The sequence below is a fragment of the Rhizobium sp. 768_B6_N1_8 genome, assembly GCF_051811225.1.
GTDB lineage: Bacteria > Pseudomonadota > Alphaproteobacteria > Rhizobiales > Rhizobiaceae > Rhizobium.
Window position 1 is genome coordinate 3,985,001 of the sequence record NZ_JBPWPV010000001.1, and the last position, 17,618, is coordinate 4,002,618.

Annotated in this window: 18 protein-coding genes (1 of these 18 cut by a window edge); 4 read left to right on the forward strand and 14 right to left on the reverse strand. The window is 59.9% G+C overall.

Features of this window, described 5'->3' with window-relative positions:
- Window positions 1-192 carry the 3' portion of a M23 family metallopeptidase gene (locus AB8B33_RS20325; protein ID WP_439016692.1) on the forward strand. The gene continues 1,752 nt to the left of window position 1, outside the view, so 192 of the gene's 1,944 nt are visible here — the last part of the coding sequence; its start codon lies beyond the left edge, outside the window; its stop codon occupies window positions 190-192.
- Window positions 193-262: 70 nt separating this feature from the next.
- Here the strand turns inward: AB8B33_RS20325 and clpB are convergent, their stop codons facing one another.
- The 8 genes from clpB to AB8B33_RS20365 form a co-directional block, all read right to left on the reverse strand.
- Window positions 263-2,866 carry an ATP-dependent chaperone ClpB gene (clpB, locus tag AB8B33_RS20330; protein ID WP_439016693.1) on the reverse strand — a complete coding sequence of 868 codons (2,604 nt, stop codon included), beginning with the start codon at window positions 2,864-2,866 and terminating at the stop codon, window positions 263-265.
- Between the two features lie 272 nt (window positions 2,867-3,138).
- On the reverse strand, window positions 3,139-3,342 hold the full coding sequence (locus AB8B33_RS20335; protein ID WP_310384764.1) for a hypothetical protein: 204 nt from the start codon (window positions 3,340-3,342) through the stop codon (window positions 3,139-3,141).
- 181 nt (window positions 3,343-3,523) lie between these two features.
- Window positions 3,524-4,930: a DUF1214 domain-containing protein gene (locus tag AB8B33_RS20340; RefSeq protein ID WP_439016694.1), complete on the reverse strand. Its 1,407-nt coding sequence runs from the start codon at window positions 4,928-4,930 to the stop codon at window positions 3,524-3,526.
- A 192-nt stretch (window positions 4,931-5,122) separates the two neighbouring features.
- Complete coding sequence (locus AB8B33_RS20345; RefSeq protein WP_439016695.1) at window positions 5,123-5,830, reverse strand: DUF4167 domain-containing protein; 708 nt, start codon at window positions 5,828-5,830, stop codon at window positions 5,123-5,125.
- Window positions 5,831-6,175: 345 nt separating this feature from the next.
- On the reverse strand, window positions 6,176-7,045 hold the full coding sequence (gene prmC, locus AB8B33_RS20350; RefSeq protein ID WP_439016696.1) for a peptide chain release factor N(5)-glutamine methyltransferase: 870 nt from the start codon (window positions 7,043-7,045) through the stop codon (window positions 6,176-6,178).
- Window positions 7,042-8,121: a peptide chain release factor 1 gene (prfA, locus tag AB8B33_RS20355; RefSeq protein ID WP_439016697.1), complete on the reverse strand. Its 1,080-nt coding sequence runs from the start codon at window positions 8,119-8,121 to the stop codon at window positions 7,042-7,044. Before prfA ends, prmC begins: the two co-directional genes overlap by 4 nt.
- A gap of 28 nt (window positions 8,122-8,149) precedes the next feature.
- Complete coding sequence (ptsP, locus tag AB8B33_RS20360; RefSeq protein ID WP_439016698.1) at window positions 8,150-10,417, reverse strand: phosphoenolpyruvate--protein phosphotransferase; 2,268 nt, start codon at window positions 10,415-10,417, stop codon at window positions 8,150-8,152.
- A 90-nt stretch (window positions 10,418-10,507) separates the two neighbouring features.
- Window positions 10,508-11,782, reverse strand: a complete 1,275-nt coding sequence (locus tag AB8B33_RS20365) for an aspartate kinase (protein WP_007825494.1) — start codon at window positions 11,780-11,782, stop codon at window positions 10,508-10,510.
- A gap of 408 nt (window positions 11,783-12,190) precedes the next feature.
- Between AB8B33_RS20365 and AB8B33_RS20370 the strand changes: the two genes are divergently transcribed.
- Together AB8B33_RS20370 and ubiG are read left to right on the forward strand one after the other, a co-directional pair.
- Entirely contained in the window at window positions 12,191-12,691 is a 501-nt protein-coding gene (locus tag AB8B33_RS20370; RefSeq protein ID WP_310384776.1) for a BA14K family protein, read from the forward strand.
- Window positions 12,692-12,859: 168 nt separating this feature from the next.
- Complete coding sequence (gene ubiG, locus AB8B33_RS20375) at window positions 12,860-13,606, forward strand: bifunctional 2-polyprenyl-6-hydroxyphenol methylase/3-demethylubiquinol 3-O-methyltransferase UbiG (RefSeq protein WP_113319729.1); 747 nt, start codon at window positions 12,860-12,862, stop codon at window positions 13,604-13,606.
- Window positions 13,607-13,649: 43 nt separating this feature from the next.
- On the opposite strand, the gene AB8B33_RS20380 is transcribed toward ubiG, so the two are convergent.
- Genes AB8B33_RS20380 through AB8B33_RS20395 form a run of 4 tightly spaced genes read right to left on the reverse strand, consistent with a single transcriptional unit; the run spans window position 13,650 to window position 15,993 of the window.
- Window positions 13,650-14,078 carry a DUF1178 family protein gene (locus tag AB8B33_RS20380; protein ID WP_037101528.1) on the reverse strand — a complete coding sequence of 143 codons (429 nt, stop codon included), beginning with the start codon at window positions 14,076-14,078 and terminating at the stop codon, window positions 13,650-13,652.
- Window positions 14,075-14,932: a carbon-nitrogen hydrolase family protein gene (locus tag AB8B33_RS20385; protein ID WP_113319663.1), complete on the reverse strand. Its 858-nt coding sequence runs from the start codon at window positions 14,930-14,932 to the stop codon at window positions 14,075-14,077. Before AB8B33_RS20385 ends, AB8B33_RS20380 begins: the two co-directional genes overlap by 4 nt.
- A 9-nt stretch (window positions 14,933-14,941) precedes the next feature.
- Window positions 14,942-15,199 (reverse strand): glutaredoxin 3, encoded by a 258-nt coding sequence (gene grxC, locus AB8B33_RS20390; RefSeq protein WP_007825499.1) that lies wholly within the window; start codon window positions 15,197-15,199, stop codon window positions 14,942-14,944.
- Window positions 15,200-15,231: 32 nt separating this feature from the next.
- Window positions 15,232-15,993: a ComF family protein gene (locus tag AB8B33_RS20395; RefSeq protein ID WP_439016699.1), complete on the reverse strand. Its 762-nt coding sequence runs from the start codon at window positions 15,991-15,993 to the stop codon at window positions 15,232-15,234.
- Window positions 15,994-16,085: 92 nt separating this feature from the next.
- On the opposite strand from AB8B33_RS20395, the gene AB8B33_RS20400 reads away from it, so the two are divergent.
- Window positions 16,086-16,970 carry a methyltransferase domain-containing protein gene (locus AB8B33_RS20400; RefSeq protein WP_439017283.1) on the forward strand — a complete coding sequence of 295 codons (885 nt, stop codon included), beginning with the start codon at window positions 16,086-16,088 and terminating at the stop codon, window positions 16,968-16,970.
- A 13-nt stretch (window positions 16,971-16,983) separates the two neighbouring features.
- Here the strand turns inward: AB8B33_RS20400 and AB8B33_RS20405 are convergent, their stop codons facing one another.
- Both AB8B33_RS20405 and AB8B33_RS20410 read right to left on the reverse strand, forming a co-directional pair.
- Window positions 16,984-17,151, reverse strand: coding sequence for a Flp family type IVb pilin (locus tag AB8B33_RS20405; RefSeq protein ID WP_007825504.1), 168 nt, complete (start codon window positions 17,149-17,151; stop codon window positions 16,984-16,986).
- 69 nt (window positions 17,152-17,220) lie between these two features.
- The gene (locus AB8B33_RS20410; protein ID WP_007825505.1) at window positions 17,221-17,559 is read right to left on the reverse strand and encodes a hypothetical protein; all 339 of its coding nucleotides are present in this window, start codon (window positions 17,557-17,559) and stop codon (window positions 17,221-17,223) included.
- Window positions 17,560-17,618 lie beyond the last annotated feature (59 nt).

A 17,618-nucleotide genomic window follows, 5' to 3' on the forward strand; every position in this document is an offset into this window, starting at 1 on the left:
GGTGAATCCACCGGCCCGCACCTGCACTACGAATTGATCGTCAACGGCACCAAGGTCGACCCGCTGCGCATCCGCCTGCCTGGCGGCAAGTCGCTCCAGGGTGATGCGCTCGCCAAATTCGAGGACGAGCGCAAGCGCATCGATACGCTGCTGAACAACCAGCCTGCCACGGATCAGGTCGCGAGCAAATAATTCTCCCCTTCTGCGGAGAACAAAAATGGCGGCCCGATGGCCGCCATTTTCAATTCTCGTCTGCGCAGCCTTATGCCGCTTCGTTGACCGTCTGTTTCGACCGGAACAGCAATCGGTCCGAGCCGCTGGTGATCGTCACCGTCGATCCGTCCGGTACCTCACCCGAGAGGATCTGCTCGGCGAGCGGATCCTGGACGAACTTCTGGATCATCCTTTTCAGCGGACGAGCGCCGTAGACTGGATCGTATCCCTTATTCGCCAGCCAATTGCGGGCATCCTCGTCGAGATCGAGTGTGATCTTGCGCTCGGACAGCAGCGAGATCAGCCGCTTCAGCTGGATATCGACGATCGCGCCCATCTCCTCACGCTTCAGGCGGTGGAAGAGGATGATCTCATCGATACGGTTCAGGAACTCCGGCCGGAAATGACCGCGAACGACATCCATCACCTGCTCCCGAACGGTCTCGCTGTCCTCACCCTCACGCAGCTGCGTCAGGTATTCAGCACCGAGGTTCGAGGTCATGATGATCATCGTGTTGCGGAAGTCGACCGTCCGGCCCTGCCCGTCGGTCAGGCGACCGTCGTCCAGCACCTGCAGCAGGATGTTGAAGACATCGGGATGCGCCTTCTCGATCTCGTCGAACAAAACGACCTGGTAGGGCCGGCGACGGACAGCTTCCGTCAACGCACCACCTTCATCATAGCCGACATAGCCGGGAGGGGCACCGATAAGCCGGGCAACGGAGTGCTTCTCCATGTACTCGGACATATCCATGCGCACCATCGCCGTCTCGTCGTCGAAGAGGAAGCGGGCGAGCGCCTTGGTGAGTTCCGTCTTGCCGACGCCGGTCGGGCCGAGGAAGATGAACGAGCCGATCGGCCGGTTCGGATCCTGAAGGCCTGCGCGGGCACGGCGCACGGCGCGGGATACGGCCTGAACCGCATCGCCCTGGCCGATCACCGACTTCGCCAGTTCGTCTTCCATCCGGAGCAGCTTGTCGCGTTCGCCCTCCAACATCTTGTCAACAGGAATGCCGGTCCAGCGGGAGACGACATGGGCGATATTGTCAGGGATCACGACCTCCTGCACCATCGCGTTGCGGCTGTTGTCTTCCTTGCTTTCAGCCTCGGTCAGCTGCTTTTCGAGATCGGGGATCACGCCATAGGCGAGCTCACCGGCGCGCTGGAATTCACCCTTGCGCTGGGCGATTGCCAGTTCGTTGCGGGCATCGTCGAGCTGCTTCTTGAGGTCAGCGGCAAGGCCGAGTTTCTGCTTTTCCGCCTGCCAGCGGGCCGTCAGCGCATCGGCTTCTTCCTCGAGAGAAACGAGCTCGCCTTCCAGCCGCTTCAGCCGGTCAGCGGAAGCCACGTCGGTTTCCTTCTTGAGCGCCTCGCGCTCGATCTTCAGCTGGATGATGCGACGGTCGAGCTCGTCGAGTTCTTCCGGCTTCGAATCCACCTGCATGCGCAGGCGGGCAGCCGCCTCGTCCATCAAATCGATCGCCTTGTCCGGCAGGAACCGGTCGGTGATATAACGGTTCGAAAGCGTTGCAGCAGCAACCAGCGCAGCATCGGCGATGCGCACCTTGTGATGCTGCTCATACTTTTCCTTCAGGCCGCGCAGGATCGAAATCGTATCCTCGACCGTCGGTTCTTCGACCATGACCGGCTGGAAACGGCGGGCAAGGGCCGGATCCTTCTCGACATGCTTGCGGTATTCGTCGAGCGTGGTTGCGCCAACGCAGTGCAACTCTCCGCGGGCAAGCGCAGGCTTCAGCAGGTTGGAGGCATCCATTGCCCCATCCGCCTTGCCGGCACCGACAAGCGTGTGCATTTCATCGATGAAGAGGATGATCTCGCCGTTCTCCGACTGAACCTCGTTCAGCACAGCCTTCAGGCGCTCTTCGAACTCGCCGCGGAACTTCGCACCGGCAATCAGGGCACCCATGTCGAGCGCCATCAGCTTCTTGTCCTTCAGGCTTTCCGGTACGTCGCCATTGACGATGCGCAGCGCAAGGCCTTCGACGATCGCCGTCTTACCGACGCCCGGCTCACCGATCAGGACAGGATTGTTCTTGGTGCGACGCGAGAGAACCTGGATCGTACGGCGAATTTCGTCGTCGCGGCCGATAACCGGATCGAGCTTGCCTTCGCGGGCATCGCTCGTCAGGTCGCGCGCATATTTCTTCAGGCTGTCGAAACCCTGCTCAGCACTCGCCGTATCGGCGGTGCGACCCTTGCGGATTTCGTTGATGACCTGGTTGAGCGCCTGTGCTGTCACCCCGGCATTCTTCAGCGACTGATAAGTCGAGGCAGAGGTTTCGATCGCCAGTGCCTGCAGCAAACGCTCGACCGTCACGAAGCTGTCGCCGGCTTTCTTCGCGGCCTCTTCCGCAGTGGAGAAGACCTTGGCGAGCGGCTGGGCAAGATAGATGTTGCCGTTGCCGCCGGAAACTTTCGGCAGTTTGGCAAGTGCGGCATCATTGGCGAGCCGCGCAGCCTTTGCATCGCCGCCGGCGCGCTCGATAAGCGAAGCGGCCATCCCCTGATCGTCATCGAGCAGGACTTTGAGCACATGTTCTGCGGTGAATTGCTGGTGCCCCTGCGCAAGCGCATAGGTCTGGGCGGACTGAACGAAACCGCGCACCCGCTCGGAGTATTTTTCGATATTCATATGCTACCTCCATGAATCGCCCTGCCCTTCATAAGGCACAGACCGATGATTGAGATTGAGCTCCCTCAAAAGGCAAGCCCCTGTTTGTCGCCATTGGGATTTGCGGCAAACAACCTGGGCAGGATATGGTGGAGAATCCCAATAGTTTAAAGGGGCGGGCAAGGGAAAAACCAGCAGTTCAAAGCGGCCTCCCCCTGCAGCCATGTCTTCCTGGCTCCCCATCGGTTTCTCCCGAAAGAACAGCCGATGACGCCTTGAAGTGTTCCGCGCCGTCATCCAATTTGACGTCCCATCAAAAAGCTGAGCAGACCCACCACACATAGAAGAGGCGGCAAGCCGGATGCTCGAAGCGGTAGGGATGCACGCTCCATCACCGTCATGGTCAGCCCGATCGCGACCATGCCAAGGCCACCGGCCTGGACCGCCGCGATCGACAATGTCCATGGGCATGCCCACCAGAGCGTAATATTCTGCATGAACAATTCGCCGGTCGGCCATCGCGCACCCACGCAGTAATGAGCGATGACGCCGAAGCTCGGAAAGACCCGAACAGGAAAAGCCCAATCCCGCATCTCGCCAAATGTAGTCCGCTAATCATCGACCTATCTCCAGGGTAGCTTTGATTGCCCGCTTGTGAGAGCAGATTGCCTCTCAGCCTTACTTGCTCATCGGCGCGACATCCGGCAGCACCCATTTCTTGTCAAAGAAGTCCTTGGTTGGACCATAAGCGCGGAACATCAGCTCAAACTTCCGCTTCGGGTCGGTCGGTACCCAATTGGCCTCCTTACCTTTCGGCGCGCTTGGTCCGAAATAGAGGTCAATGGAGCCGTCCTCGTTCTTAACGAGCTCAGAAATCTGCGATGAGCGGCTCGCGCGCGAAACATTCTTGATCAGCGCATGCGTCTGCCGGTCATAGGCCGTCACCGACCAGTACTGCTCGACGGGCACATTTGGCGGAACGTTGAGGCGATAGGTCTTGCCACCGTCAAAATCATCCCCGTCCTTGTCGCGGATCGAGATCGAATAGAATTGGCCTGCGCCCAGCCGCTTGATGCCGATATAGGCATAGCTATAGGCAACGCCGCGATGATCGACGGGATAGGCGCCCGGCTCATCGAAATTGAATTGGGCGGCCTTGATGAGATCGGGATAGGCCGGGAAGGTCCAGCGGCTCTTGTCAGTGAAGAAGGGCGGCAGCCCGGCATCGTATTTCGCCTCCAGAAGCGCCTGCGCCTCCTTGATGCCCACGGTCAACAGTGACTTCACATGCTGATCCGGCATAAAGGGCTTGCCCTTCTCTATACCGAGAGATTTCAGTTGATCGATCATCACCCGATCGCGGGTGATCCACGGTTCTTCCTGGACGATGCGGTTCAGATTGTCGAAAAAGCTCGCATCCCATTTGATGGTGGAATCGAACAGAATGTCCTTCACGTCGGTGAAGACGGTTTCCGGCGGATTGCCTGCCGCCGAAAGCGGATAGACTTTCAGCTTCCTGCCATAGTCGATCGATGCCTGCACATCGGCGTCGCCGTGGCTCTTCAGATTCGAACGAAAGAGCATGTAGCCGCCATAGACTTCCGACTGCAGCGGAATGAATCCGTCCGGCACTCTGTCCCTGTAGCCGGGCGGCAGGATCACGAATTTTCCGCCCTTGCCCTTATCGATTCCGAGCAAGCCGGCGTCCTCGAGCGGCAGTTGCCAGGCATTGACGATGTTGCCGTTGAAAGAGGCGCCGCTCTCTGCAGCCGGCAGATCGAGAACAACGGGACCATCCCTCGTGGTGAAGAAAGCCATGAAATAGAGAGCATCGGGATTGGGCGTCAGCGTCTGGTTCTTCCAATCCAGTGGCCGGCCCCAATAGATGACCTGCCCAACCTTGCCTGGCGTCTTGGTCAGCATCTCCTGGCGCATCAGGTCATAATTGACGACAGGAATTCCCCATACGACAGCCTGGACGGCCTTCCGCTCGATCTCATTGTCGAAGGCTTGCTGTGCTGCCTTCTCCGCGCCATGGGCGGAGGCTGCGACCAGCAGCATGAACAAGAACATAAGATACTTCATGATGGCGTTCCTCCGGTCCCGACAGGTGTCCTGGAGTGAATGCCTCGAGGGCTGAATGCGGAAGTACGTTACTGTAAATTCGCGTGTAAACGCGCTCTGGCAATAGTCGCAGCAACCGAAAGCAGCAGGCGCCCCGCAAAAGAAAAGGCCGCCCGGAAAGGCGGCCTTTCAAATTCTACGATTGAAGTAATCTTATTCGGAAGCAGCTTCAGCGAGAACAGGGGCTTCCGCGGAAGCGCCTTCCTCACCGGCGGCCTCACCTTCAGCACCGCGACGCGGACGGCGCGGGCGGCTGCCGGCATTGCGACGGCGGGGCTGGCGCTCGCGCTGCGGTGCAGCAGAGCCTTCGTCTTCCATCGCGACTTCGGCGGGAATACCGTCGATTTCCGGCTGCGGGCCACTTCCGTCAATCGCTTCCGACTGCTGCACCGGCGCCGCTACCGGAGCAGCCTGCTGCTGTTCGCGCTGATGCTGCTGATGAGGCGGCTGAACGATGACGACGTCGTCATTGTCACCCGTATCCATTTCGTCGCCGTCACGGTCCGCGTTGTCACGATCATTGTAATCGTTGCGGTCGTCACGCTGGAAGCGTTCCTGCATCTGCGCCTGAGCGGCGGCAATGATGCGGTTATAGTGTTCGGCGTGCTGCAGGTAATTCTCAGCTATGACGCGGTCGCCGGAGCTCTGGGCGTCACGGGCGAGCTGCGCATATTTTTCAGCTATGTGCTGGGCAGTGCCGCGGATTTTCACATCTGGGCCGGAGCTGTCGTAGGTCCGGGTCAGCGGGTTCCCACCCTTACGGTTGAAATTATTATTGTTGTTATTTCCACCGCCGCCATTGTTATTGTTGTTGTTATTGCCACGCCCTCGACCGCGCTTGTTCTGCTGTCCTGGCCTCATCGATCGTTCACCTGAATTCTCTGTTTGTGATTGGATACATGGCACCAACCGCCAAGACCGGTCCATCCGGATCAGGGCCTTCGTGCCGCAAGCATAGTGCGCCTTCGCGCCGACCTGCCGCTTGTCTTCAAGTCAGTTTGACTGATTCACGCATTGGGTCGTGTTCAACCTTTGAAACTCTCGTTTAAAAGAGCAGACCCCCGAGGCTGAGCAAGTACCGAACGAATCTCGTCCATTCCTATGCGCCCAACGCGTGAGGGCAACCTATATTGCTTCCTCGGGAAATCCAAGCCTTTTCTTCGCAATAGCAATAATGTCCAGTTAGATGCTGCAATTTGTCGCCGGTCATGCCAGCGAGAACACGAGCACTCTGTCATTCTGGCCATAATCTTTCACGGATTTGAGGCACTTGAAGCCTTCCGCTTCGAAGATCGCCGTCACATCGCTTCGTTGATCATAGCCAATTTCCAGTCCGACGATTCCATTTGGCCGTACGAACCTTCCCGCATCCTTTGCTATGGCTTTGTAGGCGTCAAGCCCATCCGAGCCGCCGTCCAGAGCTGCAGCCGGATCAAATTTCGTCACTTCGGGAGCGAGATCGTGAATGACATTGGAAGCAATATAGGGCGGATTTGAGACAATCGCATGAAACGTCCCGTGGATGTTCTCGAACCAGTTCGATCGAATCGTCGTGAATCGGTCCTGCAATCCGTTTCTTTCTGCGTTTGATCTTGCCGTCTCAAGTGCATCGGTCGAAATGTCGCTGCCGATGCCTGATGCTTCCGGACATTCATTGAGGAGCGCAAGGCAAATCGCTCCAGTCCCGGTTCCTATGTCGAGGATATGGATACTGCTTTCCGTCTTTGCAAGATCGCGCAGATAAGGAATGATCGTATCGACGAGGATTTCCGTATCGGGCCGCGGCTCCAGTGTGCCGGCGGACAGCGAAAGCGGCAGGCCGTAGAATTCCCGCTCTCCGAGAATGCGATGCACCGGCTCGTGCTTCAGCCGCCTTTCGATAGCGCGGCCGATACTGCCTGCCTGCTCCTCCGAAACCGGCTCGCGACCCGCCGTCAGCATCTCGGTCGGCGAAAGCTTCAGCAGTCCCGAAATCAGCAACCGCGCATCGGTCTGTGGATCGGCAATGCCGGCTTCCGTGAAGCGGCGCCGAGCCTCGACAAGCAGCTCGGAAACCGTCGGCCCGGATGCGGTCATTGCTGTTCGCCAAGCTGCGCCAGCTGGCTCGCCTGGTAGTCGGCAAGCAGCGCATCCACCACTTCGTCGATCTCGCCGATCATCATCCGGTCGAGTTTGTAGAGCGTCAGATTGATGCGATGATCGGTCACGCGCCCCTGCGGAAAATTGTAGGTTCGGATGCGCTCCGAACGGTCGCCGGAACCAACCTGGCTTTTACGGTCGGCCGAACGTTCGCTATCGGCCCTCTGCCGCTCGGCATCGTAGAGACGCGAGCGAAGCACCTGCATGGCCTTGGCGCGGTTTTGATGCTGCGATTTTTCCGAGCTGGTGACAACGATACCCGTAGGCAGGTGGGTGATACGCACCGCCGAGTCCGTCGTATTGACGTGCTGGCCGCCCGCCCCCGAGGAGCGCATCGTATCGATGCGGATATCTTCCGGCCGGATTTCGATATCGATCTCCTCCGCTTCGGGAAGAACGGCAACCGTCGCAGCCGAGGTGTGAATGCGCCCGCCCGCTTCCGTCTCCGGTACGCGCTGCACACGGTGCACGCCGGATTCGAATTTCAGCTTGGCAAAGACGCCCTTGCCGGTGATCGTCGCGATGATTTCCTTGTAGCCACCGGCTTCACCTTCGCTTGACGACAGCACTTCCACCTTCCATCCGTGCGTTGACGCATAGCGCTCATACATACGGAAAAGGTCGCCAGCGAAAAGGGCCGCCTCATTGCCGCCGGTGCCGGCGCGGATTTCCAGGATCGCACTCTTTTCGTCGGCCGCATCCTTCGGCAGCAACAGGATGTGGATTTCGTTCTCCAGCACCTCGATCCGCTCTTTCACGTCAGGCAGCTCGAGTTCGGCAAGCTCACGCATGTCGCGATCGACGGACTTGTCCTCGAGCAGCACCTCCAGATCGGCAAGCTCGCCGACGGCCTTCTGATAGGCGCGGATCTTGGTGACAACGGGCTGCAGTTCTGAATATTCAGACGCGAGCTTTACATAGACGTCGGCCGAAGGGCCGGCCGACATGCGCGCTTCGATCTCGCCGAAGCGGCGCTCAAGCTCGCGCATCTTTTCAATGGGAAGCTTCGCCACCCCTTACTCCAATTCTTCTTATGTATGTCTAAAGGGGAATATTGTGGCTCTCGGCGAAGCGGGCAAGCACCTCGCGCATCGGCACGGTCGCATTCCGGTCGTCCAGCGCCTCATTGACAGCCTTCGTCAGAGCCTCGGCATCAAGGCCGAGCAACATCGCTTTGACAGGTCCGATCGAAGCCGGCGACATGGAGATGGAGCGGAACCCGACGCCAAGCAACGCCATGGCCGAAAGCGGCTTGCCTGCCAGTTCGCCGCAGAGCGTCAGCGGCGTCCTGTTGCGATCCGCACCGCGCACGATATCGCGCAGGAGACGCAGGAACGGCCGTTCCAGCGGATCGAAGCGCTCGGAAACCCGTGCATTGCCGCGATCAACAGCCATGGCGAACTGGAAGAGATCGTTGGAGCCGACGGAGACGAAATCGACCGCATCCATCAGCTCATCGAGCTGCCAGAGCAGCGCCGGCACTTCCAGCATCGCGCCAAATTGCAGCTTGCGCGGCAGACCGTGGCCGAAACGCGAAAGATGCTGCACTTCTTTTTGCAGGAGTTCGCGCACCTGCCGGAGTTCAGAAACCTCAGTCACCATCGGCACCATCAGCTTCAGCTCGGCGCCCGCCGCAGCCTTCAGCATGGCGCGCAGCTGCGTGCGCAACAATCCCGGCCGGTCGAGCGACAGACGGATTGCCCGCCAGCCGAGCGCCGGGTTCTCTTCCTCATGGCCGCGGAAGTAGGGAACAACCTTGTCGCCGCCGATATCGAGCGTACGGAAGGTTACGACACGGCCGCCTGCCTGCTTCAGCACATTGCGGTAGAACATTTCCTGCTCTTCCGCCTTCGGCATGGTCGATGCGATCATGAATTGCAGCTCGGTGCGGAATAGGCCGATACCCTCGGCGCCAGATTCCGCCAGCTGCGGCAGATCGACCAACAGGCCGGCATTCATCAGAAGCTGGATGCGCTGCCCGTCCCGGGTGACCGGCTCGACGGAGCGCAGCGCCCGGAACTGCTCCTGCCGCCTGGCGCGGAAGCGGACCTTTTCTTCGTAGGAGCGCTGATGCTCCGGCATCGGCCGGATATGCACATGCCCTTCGTCGCCATCGATGATGACGGCGTCGCCGTTTTCGGCAAGCGCCACGACACCCGCCGCCTGGCCGATGACGGGAATGCCCATGGCCCGCGCGACAATCACCACATGGCTCGTCACCGCGCCTTCTTCCAGCACCAGCCCGCGCACATTGGCACGCGGATAATCGAGCAATTCGGCGGCACCCATGGCCCGCGCCAGAATGATGGCGTCGGTCGGGAAACCCTCGGCCGTCGTGCGGCCGGTATAACCCGTCAGCACACGCAGCAGCCGGTTCGCCAGATCCTCGAAATCGTGCATGCGTTCGCGCAAATAGGGATCGGTCAGGCGCATCATGCGCGCCTTGGTGTCGCTCTGGACCTTCTCGACCGCTGCTTCCGCCGTCAGGCCGTTGCGGATCGCCTCTTCCAGCTTGCGCACCCAGCCCTGGTCGTGAGCGAACATGCGATAGGTTTCGAGTACCTCGCGATGCTCCCCTTCCATCGACACATCGCGACGCGACAGCATGTCGTCGATGGAAATCCGAAGCGAGCCCATGGCTTCCGCCAGCCGCCGGATTTCCTTCTCCGCATCTTCGTTGAGCAGATTGGTGACCACGATGCGCGGCTCGTGGAGCACGACGTAACCAAGGCCGATCCCGTCATTATACGTATCGCCATCGACCGTGACCGAGCGGGTAAGATCGAGCTCCAGGCCCGGCTTCGTGATCTTCTTCAGTTCACCGGTCGCGATCATCTCGGCGAGAACCATAGCCGTCGTCTCGAGCGCTTCCAGCTCCTCGTCGCGATAATTGCGGCTCGCCTTGTTCTGCACGACGAGAACGCCGAGCGAGCGTCCCGTACGCAGGATCGGCACGCCGAGGAAGGAATGATAGATCTCTTCGCCCGTTTCCGGCAGGTAGCGGAACGCCGGATGCGACTGCGCGTCGGAGAGATTGAGCGGCTGGGCCGATGCGGCGATCGTGCCGACGAGGCCCTGTCCCATTTTCAGTTGCGAGAGGTGGACGGCCTCCTTATTGAGACCTTCGGTAGCATAAAGCTCGAGAACGCCATCGGCGCGCAGCACGTAAACGGAGCAAACCTCCGCCACCATGTTGCTGGCGATCTGGCGCACGATCCGGTCGAGTCGCTCCTGCGGCTCCAGCGGTTCCGCCATCAATTCGCGCAGCCGCTTGAGCAGCACGCGCGGACCGCCGGAAAGGTCTCTCATTGCGTCTCAAGCTCCCCGAAACAAACGCTTAATGCGGCCAGAAAAACCGGCCACATCTTCAACCTGAAGGGGCAGACCGCCCGCTGGGAATCAATTCTTATCCAGACCGTAGCAGGAATGCAAAGTTCTGACAGCGAGTTCTGCATAAGGACCATCGATCAGGATCGAAATCTTGATCTCTGAGGTTGTAATTGCCTTGATGTTGATGCCTTTTTCGGCAAGTGCCCGGAAGGCAGTCGCTGCAACGCCCGCATGACTGCGCATGCCGATGCCGATGACCGAGACCTTTACCAGACCCGATTCGCTCTGCGCGACGTCGTAGCCGATCTTGTCCTTATTGTCGGAGAGAACCTTGATGGCCTTCTCCACATCGCCCGAGGGCACGGTGAAGGTCATATCGGTCTTCGAACCGTCTTCGGAAATGTTCTGGACGATCATATCGACATTGATGTGGCTCTCGGCAAGCGGCCCGAAGATCGCGGCGGAAACACCCGGCCGGTCAGCAAGACGGCGAAGCGAGATCTGAGCCTCATCCTTGGCATAGGCGATGCCGGTGACTACTTCCTGTTCCACGATTTCATCCTCGTCACAAATCAGCGTTCCGGGCGGGTTCAAGAGGTCGCCCATGCCCGGAGCATCGGGATCCTCGAAAGACGAACGCACGAAGGTGCGTACCTTGTGCACCATGGCAAGCTCGACCGAGCGCACCTGAAGAACCTTGGCGCCGAGCGACGCCATTTCCAGCATTTCTTCGAAAGCGATCTTCTTCAGGCGCCGTGCCTTGGGCTCGATGCGCGGGTCGGTCGTGTAGACACCGTCGACATCGGTATAGATGTCGCAACGATCGGCCTTCACGGCGGCCGCAATCGCCACTGCCGACGTGTCTGATCCGCCGCGTCCGAGCGTCGAGATACGGTTATCAGGACCGAGCCCCTGGAAGCCGGCGACGACAGCAACCTGCCCCTCGCCCATGCGCTTGATGATATCGGCGCCGTCGATTTCCATGATGCGCGCCGCGCCATGTGCGTTGTCGGTGCGGATCGGGATCTGCCAGCCCTGCCAGGAACGGGCATTGATGCCCATGCTCTGCAGCGCAATCGCCAGAAGGCCTGACGTGACCTGCTCGCCGGAAGCGACAATGGTGTCGTATTCACGCGCATCGTAGAAGGGCGAGTTGGCGCCGATCACCTTCGGCGTATTCTGGACCCAACCGACCAGTTCGTTGGTCTTGCCGGACATGGCGGAAACGACGACCGCCACCTCATGGCCGGCATCGACTTCACGTTTCACATGGCGGGCAACGTTCTTGATGCGATCCAGATCAGCGACGGAGGTTCCGCCGAATTTCATAACGATGCGTGCCATAAGCCTCTACCACGACCCGCGCGCGATTGCCGGAAAACGGGATTTGCTTCCCCGGCACGCCACGCGCCATTCACAAACCGCCGGGAGACGCGTTGCCCTCCCGGACATCAGAAAACCCCAGCTGTCAAATGGCCGAAGAGCCCGGAAATACTGGTTTCTGGAACGCTTCTAAAGCCCCGCCAACCAAGGACGAAAGTTGGCGCGTCTCTTAGCGAGTTTGACAGGGGGTGGCAAGGGCGGGCAAAGGGTGAAGTGGAAGTGGCAGGATTTCGTCAGAAATGGTCCCTGCGACTGCTGCAAAGCGCCCTATCTACCATGTCGGTAACGCGAGGGCATGGAGGCGTTGAACTTAAAGGCGCCAAATGCGTTTAAACCGGAATAGATGTGTCAAGAAAGCTGGTGAGTAGAATGAGAAGATTAGCGATAATTGCACTGTCGATAGCGACCGCATTCTCCGGAATTCCTGCCTGGGCAGGGCCGGCCTACACGGCAAACCCGATTCAGTCGGCAGCGCAACCCCAAACCGCCGGCGACCAGGCCGAGCTTCTTCAGGTGGGCTGCAACAACTTCACGAAATGCCCTCGTTATAACCAAGGCTGGGGCCGCAATTACCGCTATTCGGACCGTTATCGCTACGACCGCGGGTGGGACAGGGACCGCCGCTATTACGGCGACCGCTATAATGGGGACCGCTACTACCGCGACCGCTACTATCGCCGCCATGACAATACTGGCGCCATTATCGGTGGCCTGGCCGCCGGCGCGATCATCGGTGGTATAATAGCCTCGCAGCCGCGCGTGAGTGCGGGCAGTTCGCATGCCGAATACTGCTACAGCCGTTATCGCTCGTACCGCGCATACGATAACACATACCAGCCCACGTACGGCCCGCGCCGTCAGTGCCGCTAAATCGGCATCATCTTGGATCCGAAACCCCGCGAAGACGCGGGGTTTTTATTGCCTTCAGACTTACTCTATTTTTTACGGTCCTTGCCAAGCCCCCCGGTGCGACCTGAGCGCCCTTGACTTATCGCCTCGATCGTCCGACTTCACTGAAAGGACATGAAGGAGCGGCAGATGAACGAAGCGGCAAAGACCACCATCGACCAGAGCGAAGTCGATCGCTTTTCCGCCATGGCAGCCGAGTGGTGGAGCCCGACGGGCAAGTTCAAGCCGCTGCACAAGTTCAATCCTGTTCGCCTGGCCTATATCCGCGACAGGGCAGCAGAGAATTTTTCGCGCAGTCCGAAGAGTGCCAAGCCGCTTGAAGGCCTGCGCGTGCTCGATATCGGCTGCGGCGGCGGCCTCTTGTCGGAGCCGGTCGCCCGTATGGGCGCTGAAGTCGTCGGCGCCGATCCCTCGGAAAAGAATATCGGCATCGCCTCCACCCATGCCAAGGCATCGGGTGTTGCGGTCGACTATCGCGCCGTCACCGCCGAGCAGCTTGCCGAGGCAGGTGAGACCTTCGATATCGTGCTCAACATGGAAGTGGTGGAGCATGTGGCCGATGTCGAGCTTTTCATGAATACCTGCGCCAGCATGGTCAGGCCGGGCGGCCTGATGTTCGTCGCCACGATCAACCGCACCATGAAGGCGGCAGCACTTGCCATTTTCGCTGCCGAAAATGTCCTGCGTTGGCTGCCGCGCGGCACGCATCAGTATGAGAAGCTTGTACGCCCGGAAGAACTGGAAAAGCCGCTTGCCGCAAGCGGTCTCGAGATTGTCGATCGCACGGGCGTCTTCTTCAATCCGCTGGCAAACCAGTGGAACCTGTCGAAGGACATGGATGTGAATTACATGCTGCTGGCAAAACGGCCGGCCTGATCGCGCCGCAGGCCAAAATTATAAAAGACCGGCCGCCCGCATATCAGTTCACGTCTTCGGGCAAGACCGGCAGGGCAGCGATCTCGATGCCTTCTTCCACCAGCGCTTCAGCTTCGTCGGGCGTTGCCTGGCCGATGATACCGCGGGCATCCGCCTCACCGTAGTGGATCTTGCGAGCTTCCTCGGGGAATCGGGTTCCGACATCCTCGGAATTCGCCTTGATCGCAGCGACAGCTTCCTTGAGCTTCAGGAAGGCTTCGCGGCGGGCCGTGTCCATCGCGACTGTCTGCATCTCTTCCTTCTTGCGCGCGGTCGAGACGGAGGGAGCCATGAGTGACTTGGAGATGGAAGCGGAATTGCAGACAGGGCAGGTCAGAAAGCCGCTTGCGACCTGCCGGTCAAAATCGGCGCCTTCAGAAAACCAGCCTTCGAATTCGTGGGCATTCTCACAAATAAGGGAATAGCGGATCAAGCTGCTACGCCTCCTGTAATTTCCCCCGCAATCCTCTCGATGGAAAACTCCCGGCCGTTCTTAAGGTTCGGAATCTTGTCATGGGCGGCTTTCACAGCCGCCGGATCGATCTCCGCCAAAATGACCGCCTCGCCGGTCGGACCGGCGGACGCCAGCACCTTGCCCCAGGGGTCGATGATCATCGAATGGCCGAATGTCTCGCGTCCGTCTTCATGCAGGCCCGCCTGCGCTGCGGCGATGACGAAGACACCATTTTCAATGGCGCGCGCCCGCAGCAGGATTTCCCAATGCGCCTCGCCTGTCTGCTTCGTGAAAGCGGCCGGAACGGTCATCACTTCGGCACCGGCAACCGCCTGCGCTCGGAAAAGCTGCGGGAAACGCACGTCGTAACAGATGGTGAACCCCATCTCGGCAAACGGCAACGACAGAACGCGCGCCTCCGAACCCGGTCTGTAAGCCGCACTTTCGCGCCAGCTCTCGCCATTGTCGAGATCGACATCGAACATGTGGATCTTGTCGTAACGGTTCAGGATCTTGCCGTCAGGTCCGAAGAGGAAACCGCGATTGGCCATCTTGCCATCGTCGAGCGCAATCGCCGTCGAGCCGACATGCATGAAGATGCCGAGTTCGGCCGCAAGCGCCGAGCCGGTTTTGACAATGATGTCATTGCTCTCGTCACGCAGCACTTCCTTTGCCGCAGCGCGGTTACGCTGCAACATGCCGGTCATTTCAGGCGTCTGCACGTAAGTTGCGCCCTTTGCAGCAGCCTCTCGGACGAGGCGCGCCATCGAAGCGGCATTCCGCTCCGGATCGACACCGGAACACATCTGGATGGCGGCGGCTGTGAAGCTCATCGCTCTTCCTCAGGCCGCCAGCAGCGGATCGAGCTTGCCTGCCCGATCGAGCGCGTAGAGATCGTCGCAACCGCCGACATGCGTGCTGCCGATGAAAATCTGCGGAAAGGTGGTGCGGCCGTTCGACTTGCCAAGCATTTCCTGACGAAGCTCGGGCGAGAAGGTCGCGTCATGTTCGACATAGTCGACGCCCTTCTCTTCAAGAAGAGATTTGGCGCGTGCACAATAGCCGCAGAATTGACGCGTATAGATGGCAACGGGTACCATGAAGGTCTCCAGACAGTGCTGTTTTCTTTCTGTCATATAGTTTCTGCAATAGCCCTTGCAAAGGTCAAAACCGTTATATCGGCAGCCCCCGCCTTTCGCAGCGCGCGCGTTGCCGCACCAACCGTCGCCCCTGTCGTAAAGACGTCGTCGACAAGCACGATGCGTTTGCCGAAGACATCGCTTTCCCTGCCCGCGGCGACCGCAAAAGCGCCACGGACATTGTCCTCGCGCGCCCGTATACCAAGACCAACCTGCTGGCTGGTACGCTTCACACGCAGAAGCGTCCCCGGCAACAGCGGTTTTCCTGCAAGCCCCGCCAAATGTCGGGCAAGCTCCGCGGCTTGGTTGAATTTGCGCGAGACCATGCGGGTGCGATGAAGCGGAACCGGAATGACGGCATCGCAGCGTTCGACCATGCCGTCCGACGCGCGCAGCATCCAGCCGGCCATCATCGGCGCGAGATCGGTTCGATCGCGGTATTTGAGGCCGTGTACAAGAGTGCGAACGGCATGGTCGAGGGCGGCTGCTGAACGCAGCCGATCGAAGGGCGGCGGATTGGCGATCGCCTCTGCGCTCAGAATGCCGGCCCCGAGATCATGGGAAAAGGGAAGGCCGAGCACCTCGCAATAGGGCCGCTCGATGAAGCGGACCTCGGACCAGCATTTGGCACAGAGCCCGCGATGGCCGCCTGTCGAAACACCGCAAGCCGCACAGGACGGCGGATAGACAAGATCGGCAAGCATGGAAACGGGCCGCAGAAGCTGCGCGAATATCCGCCCCGTCTCACTTTTCATCTCGCTCGTCCCCATATGAGGCAGACTAGCGCGTCGCGAGCCAAAGGAAAATCGCCTTGCCGCCTGCCGGACAGGGGAATATGGACATCGCCATGGATATCATCTTCGACAAGGCGCAGATCGCCGCGAACCGTCGGCGCGCGCTCGCAAATAACGACCCGAAAGCGGGCTTCCTGCTCGATATCGCCGCCGAGGAACTGGCAGATCGCCTGGCCGTCGTGGAGCGCAGCTTCGAACACGCGGTGGAACTGCACGGCACCACGGGCGCGGCCGCCCGTGCGGCGATCGCGACCGGCAAGGTCGGCAGCCTCACCCGCGTGGAAAGCGACATGCACTATGTCGCGCCGGGCGAACCTTTTCTCGAAGCACCGCTCGAAGACGTGCCGCTCGCGCCCCAATCGGCCAATCTGGTAATTGCACCGCTCAACCTGCACCTGACCAACGACACACCCGGCGTCTTCATCCAGATCCGCCGCGCGTTGAAGCCGGACGGCCTGTTCCTGGCCGCCATTCCGGGCGCCGGTACGCTGCAGGAACTGCGCGAGGCGCTGCTCGCGACCGAGATCGAGATGACCGGCGGTGCAAGCCCGCGCGTCATCCCCTTCGCCGATGTCCGCGATGTGGGCGGTCTGCTGCAGCGCGCAGGCTTTGCGCTGCCCGTCATCGACGCGGAGAATTATACGGTACGCTATGATTCAATTTTTCCGCTGATGCGCGACCTGAGAGCGATGGGCATGGCCAATCCGCTCGTTGCGCGCAGCCGCAAGCCGCTGACGCGCGCCTTCTTCCTGCGCACCGCTGAAATCTATGCCGAGCGCTATTCGGACCCCGACGGCCGCATCCGCGCGACATTTTCAGTGATCTATGTGTCGGGATGGGCACCGCATGAAAGCCAGCAGCAGCCGCTGAAGCCAGGAACGGCCAAGGCGCGGCTTGCTGACGCACTGAAGGTGGAAGAGCAGAAGCTCAGGCAGTGAGCTAACGAATAGCTCAGTTGATCGTCAGGTTATTCTCGACGGTGTTGAACACGCCGCGCAGGCCATTGGTGAACACACCCAGGCCCCCAATGAGGGCAACCGCCATCAGCGCTGCAATCAATCCATATTCGATCGCCGTCGCACCGCTTCTGTCTGCCAGAAATTTCTTCAGCAAATTCATCAACCCAACCCTTCTGCGCGCAAGACTGCAATGAAACTCATGGCCCCCAGGGACGGGAGCTTCATTTCCTCAGCAGCCGGCGCCGACGCCGTAGCCCTGGACGACACAGACCGAACCAGGCGTATCCTGGAGCACGCTGCGGCGGATTGTATAGCGCTTGCCGTTCTCGCTCTTCGGGCCATTCTCGGTCTTCGGGATAGAGCCGGTGGTGATCGTGTCGAAATCCGCCGGCGCGCTGGCGAGCACGCTCTTCTTGGAAGAATCCGCCAGCATCGGCGTCAGGATAAGGGTCAGCGCCACTACGGCTGTACCGAAGAGAAGGGCAATATTGAGCGCCCCCGTCCTGCGTGAAGCAGACGAAGAAGCACGTTCCTTTTCGCGCACAGCTTTCCAGAAATCGTCGTCCATGACGTCAAGCCCTTAAATACACACACGCCAGTTGCTTGAGTGAGGCCGATCATTGCCAG

Bases quoted from the DNA above. Each gene is read 5' to 3' on its own strand.
- clpB (WP_439016693.1), bottom strand. From the start codon at position 2,866: ATGAATATCGAAAAATACTCCGAGCGGGTGCGCGGTTTCGTTCAGTCC.
- AB8B33_RS20335 (WP_310384764.1), bottom strand. From the start codon at position 3,342: ATGCAGAATATTACGCTCTGGTGGGCATGCCCATGGACATTGTCGATC.
- AB8B33_RS20340 (WP_439016694.1), bottom strand. From the start codon at position 4,930: ATGAAGTATCTTATGTTCTTGTTCATGCTGCTGGTCGCAGCCTCCGCC.
- AB8B33_RS20345 (WP_439016695.1), bottom strand. From the start codon at position 5,830: ATGAGGCCAGGACAGCAGAACAAGCGCGGTCGAGGGCGTGGCAATAAC.
- prmC (WP_439016696.1), bottom strand. From the start codon at position 7,045: ATGACCGCATCCGGGCCGACGGTTTCCGAGCTGCTTGTCGAGGCTCGG.
- ptsP (WP_439016698.1), bottom strand. From the start codon at position 10,417: ATGAGAGACCTTTCCGGCGGTCCGCGCGTGCTGCTCAAGCGGCTGCGC.
- AB8B33_RS20365 (WP_007825494.1), bottom strand. From the start codon at position 11,782: ATGGCACGCATCGTTATGAAATTCGGCGGAACCTCCGTCGCTGATCTG.
- AB8B33_RS20370 (WP_310384776.1), top strand. From the start codon at position 12,191: ATGAGAAGATTAGCGATAATTGCACTGTCGATAGCGACCGCATTCTCC.
- ubiG (WP_113319729.1), top strand. From the start codon at position 12,860: ATGAACGAAGCGGCAAAGACCACCATCGACCAGAGCGAAGTCGATCGC.
- AB8B33_RS20385 (WP_113319663.1), bottom strand. From the start codon at position 14,932: ATGAGCTTCACAGCCGCCGCCATCCAGATGTGTTCCGGTGTCGATCCG.
- grxC (WP_007825499.1), bottom strand. From the start codon at position 15,199: ATGGTACCCGTTGCCATCTATACGCGTCAATTCTGCGGCTATTGTGCA.
- AB8B33_RS20395 (WP_439016699.1), bottom strand. From the start codon at position 15,993: ATGAAAAGTGAGACGGGGCGGATATTCGCGCAGCTTCTGCGGCCCGTT.
- AB8B33_RS20400 (WP_439017283.1), top strand. From the start codon at position 16,086: ATGGATATCATCTTCGACAAGGCGCAGATCGCCGCGAACCGTCGGCGC.
- AB8B33_RS20405 (WP_007825504.1), bottom strand. From the start codon at position 17,151: ATGAATTTGCTGAAGAAATTTCTGGCAGACAGAAGCGGTGCGACGGCG.
- AB8B33_RS20410 (WP_007825505.1), bottom strand. From the start codon at position 17,559: ATGGACGACGATTTCTGGAAAGCTGTGCGCGAAAAGGAACGTGCTTCT.